We start from the raw sequence: 2,903 nt of genomic DNA on the forward strand, positions 1-2,903 counted from the left end.
GGCAGCAGCGAGCCGTCGAACAGCCGCGGTGGCGCCGAGCCCTCCGGGCGCTGCTCCCACAACCGCCGCTGCAACACGTCGAACGTGCCCTTCGCGGTGGCGTCCGGGATGCGCGCGACGTCGTTGCCGTGCTTGACGCCGGACTCGTGGTTGACCACCGCGTGCCAGCGCGGCAGCTCCAGCGCGGCGTCGTTCTGCTCGGCCAGCACCCGCCGCGCCTTCGGCAGCGCGATGCGCAGGATGAACTGCTCGAAGATCGCGGGCTTGCCCCAGAACGCCTCGATCCCGGAAACGTCCTGGCTGGCCAGCACCAGGTGGATGCCCTGCGAGCGGCCGCGCCGGGCGACGTCCTCCAGCAGCGAGGTCGCCTGCGTGGAAACGGTGTCGCGTTCGGCGAACAGGTACTGGAACTCGTCGATCACCGCGACGATCCGCGGCCACCGCCCGTCCGGGTCCTCCGCGCGCAGCTCCTCGAGCTTGGTGACCTCGTGCTCCTTGGCCGCGTCGGCACGCCTGCGCATCTCGGTCGACCGGAATCGCAGCAGCGCCAGGCCGAACTCGCGGTCGGCGTTCACGTTCACCCCGACCAGCTGCGCGTGCGGCAGCCAGGTCGGGTCCCGGCGGCCCGGGGTGAACTGCGCGAACGAGACGCCCTCCTTGAAGTCGAGCAGGTACAGCTCCAGCTCGTCCGGCGAATAGCGGGCCGCCATCCCGCCGAGCATCGAGTACAGGAGGTTCGTCTTGCCGGAGCCGCTCGGGCCGCCGATCAGCGTGTGCGGGCTCGCGTCGCCGAGGGTCACCTTCGACGGCTCGCCCTCGTGGAAACCCACCGGAGCCTGCAATCCGGACGCGGAGCGCTGCGTCCAGATCTGCTCCGGCACCAGATCGTCGAACGTGCGCACGCGCGCGCGATGGGTGATGAACTCCTGCGCGATGGCGGTGCACGCCTTGGTGACCTGGTCGCGCGGCGGCGCTTCGTCCAGCCGCACGGCGGTTTCCGGGCCGGTCATGCTGGTGCGGACGTCGTCGGCATCCAGCAGCCGCACCGACTCCACCGAGCTGTTCACGGTCATCGGCAGGTCCGCAACGATCAGCTGGATCCCGCAGGCCAGGCCGTTGCGGGCCACGCGCTGCAGCTGCTGCTGCCGTTCCTCCCGCAGCGGTTCGCCATCGCCGAACAGGACCGCCACGCGCCACGGCTCATCGCGCTGACCGGTCTGCTCGGCCAGCGATCGCAGCGAGATGTGCCCGCCGTTGAGCGCGTTGGTGTGGATCCGGCGGATGTGGTCGGACAGCTCTTCGAGCATCTCGCCGAGCCGCGTCGGGTCGTGCGCGGTCAGCAGTTCCGCATTGGTCAGCGGGTACAGGCCCGGCAGCGTGCCGGTCAGCTGCGCGACGTCCCAGACGTGCACGCGCACCAGCCCGGGCTTGTAGTGGCTGAGCATCCGCAGCAGCAGGTTCTGCACCAGCGCCTCGCGCGCCTCGGTGGTCTGCGAGCTCGACGTGATGCGCAGGTGCGACTCGTCGAGCATCGGCATCGCCACCGGGAACGGGCGCGGGTCCGGCGATTCCGGCACGTGGCCGGTTCCGATCCGCCACAGCTGCGGCGGGGGCGAGTTCAGCTCCGCGGTGCCGGTCGTGCCGAGCCATTCGTGCATCGGCCGCCCCGCGGTGCCCGGTGCGGCCGCGGCGACCAGTTCGGTGAGCTGGTCGGGACCGTCGCCGGTCCAGCCGGTGAACAACCGCTCGCGTTCGGCGCGGGCTTCCCGCAGCGCGCTGTCGAAGGCCAGGCTCGGGGTGTCTTCGATCGAATCCGGATCGCGCTCCACCGCTGCCAGTCCCGTCGTGGCGATGCGCTTGGCGAATTCCTGCTCGGCGAACGAGACGCGGACCCGGTCGAGTTCGTTCTCCGCGGCGCCGAGGGCACCGGCGACGGTGCTGCGCAGGTGGTCGAAGGCCGACTCGATGCTGCTACGCCGCTCGTTGCGTTTGCGCACACCCCACCTCGGCAGCCGGTGTTACGGACCGTGAGGAAACTACCACCCGGAGGTTTCCTGGAGTCGGTTCCGGTGGCACTCGCCACCGCTGGATTCCGGTGCGGCCGCTCGGAGACGGCCGTCCGGCCGGTCGACTCACAGCCCTGCGGCGTACGTACGCAACGTGTCCACCACGTGCGCCACCGCCGCCTGAGTTCGCTCGAGCTGGTCGTCCGCGTGGGACATCCCCGCCGGTACCACGGTCTCCGGATGATCCGGATCCAACTTCGCCAATGCGACCTTCGCCTCCGCCAGTGAACGGCGGCCTGCGGTGAGGCCGCGGTTCGCCTCGTCGAGCTTCGCCTCGGTGGCGCGCAGCGCCGCCATCAGCTCCGTCAGCGACGACACGTCACAGCCGTCCCGCGTAGCCCTCGGCCTGCGTGATGCTGGACCGGATCGCGCCCTGTACCGCGGTCAGGTTGCTCACGGCTTCGGAGAGCATTCCGTACGCCTGGTGAACATCGTCCTGCACGCTGTCGTGCGTCGCTCCGTGCAGAGCCGTTCGCGCCTCGTCCAGCGACGAGATCGCTTCCTGGATCCTCCCGAGGCTCTCGTCGGCCTTGTCCTTGGCGCGTGCAACTTCCTGGCGAACTTCATCCACGCTTGCCATGTGTTCTTCGCCGACCCTTCCGCCGAAGGTGATCAGTTGACGGTGCAAAGTTATCCCGCGCCACCCGCCCGGACGCGGGCAGGGCGGCGGTGTTGATCAGGGGTGGTCCCCTGGTGCGACGAACCGGCTCGACCGTCCGGACGCGCCCGGACAGCCGGTGCGCGCTCATCCCGCCGGCTGCCGCTGAGCCGGGTCCGGCGCCGCTGCGTTCAACTCCACGGCCGCGATCCCGGACCGCGGCGTCGGCGCCGCCGACC

Annotated in this window: 3 protein-coding genes; all 3 read right to left on the bottom strand. The window is 70.5% G+C overall.

Annotation, left to right across the window (positions count from 1 at the left end):
• On the bottom strand, positions 1–1,997 hold a 1,997-nt coding region (locus tag IJH84_RS23495; protein ID WP_295149128.1), incomplete at its 3' end, for an FtsK/SpoIIIE domain-containing protein.
• A 135-nt stretch (positions 1,998–2,132) separates the two neighbouring features.
• A complete protein-coding gene (locus tag IJH84_RS23500; RefSeq protein WP_200069066.1) occupies positions 2,133–2,384 on the bottom strand; it encodes a hypothetical protein in 252 nt (83 codons plus the stop codon).
• Position 2,385: 1 nt separating this feature from the next.
• Entirely contained in the window at positions 2,386–2,646 is a 261-nt protein-coding gene (locus tag IJH84_RS23505; RefSeq protein WP_200069067.1) for a hypothetical protein, read from the bottom strand.
• Positions 2,647–2,903 lie beyond the last annotated feature (257 nt).

The organism is Saccharopolyspora sp. (assembly GCF_017434145.1).
Classification (GTDB): Bacteria; Actinomycetota; Actinomycetes; order Mycobacteriales; family Pseudonocardiaceae; genus Saccharopolyspora_C; species Saccharopolyspora_C galaxeae.

Excerpts from the sequence above, each read along its gene's own strand:
- IJH84_RS23505 (WP_200069067.1), bottom strand. The coding sequence starts at position 2,646 with ATGGCAAGCGTGGATGAAGTTCGCCAGGAAGTTGCACGCGCCAAGGAC.